This window comes from Microvirga antarctica (genome assembly GCF_017921815.1).
Taxonomy (GTDB): domain Bacteria; phylum Pseudomonadota; class Alphaproteobacteria; order Rhizobiales; family Beijerinckiaceae; genus Microvirga; species Microvirga antarctica.
Map to the genome: position 1 here is coordinate 1 of NZ_JAGEMM010000111.1, position 288 is coordinate 288.

The 288-nt window shown below is 52.4% G+C and carries 1 protein-coding gene; it reads right to left on the minus strand.

Annotation, left to right across the window (positions count from 1 at the left end; translation table 11 throughout):
- A partial coding sequence (locus J4G32_RS21070) for an Orn/Lys/Arg decarboxylase N-terminal domain-containing protein (protein ID WP_281413604.1) occupies positions 1–288 on the minus strand: 288 nt, incomplete at both ends.

The following is a 288-nucleotide window of genomic DNA, read 5'->3' on the forward strand; positions in this document are numbered from 1 at the left end:
GGCAGTCAAATGCGCTGTTGCCCTGGTTGACATAATCCACCAGCGCGCGGAAAAACGGCGGACGTAACTGCGTTTCGTAGTGGCTTGCTGCGGTTTCCAACTGGCGACCATAGAAGGCAGTACGGGATTCATTATATTCGAATACACCAGAGATACGCGGCAAATACTCAGGCGGTACGCGTCCTTCGTCATGAGTCGCGACAAACACGGGAATACCGTAACCCGTTGCGTCGATTTCATCGAGTTTTCCGTGTTCAATGTCGTCGATGGATAACACGATGGCAGCCA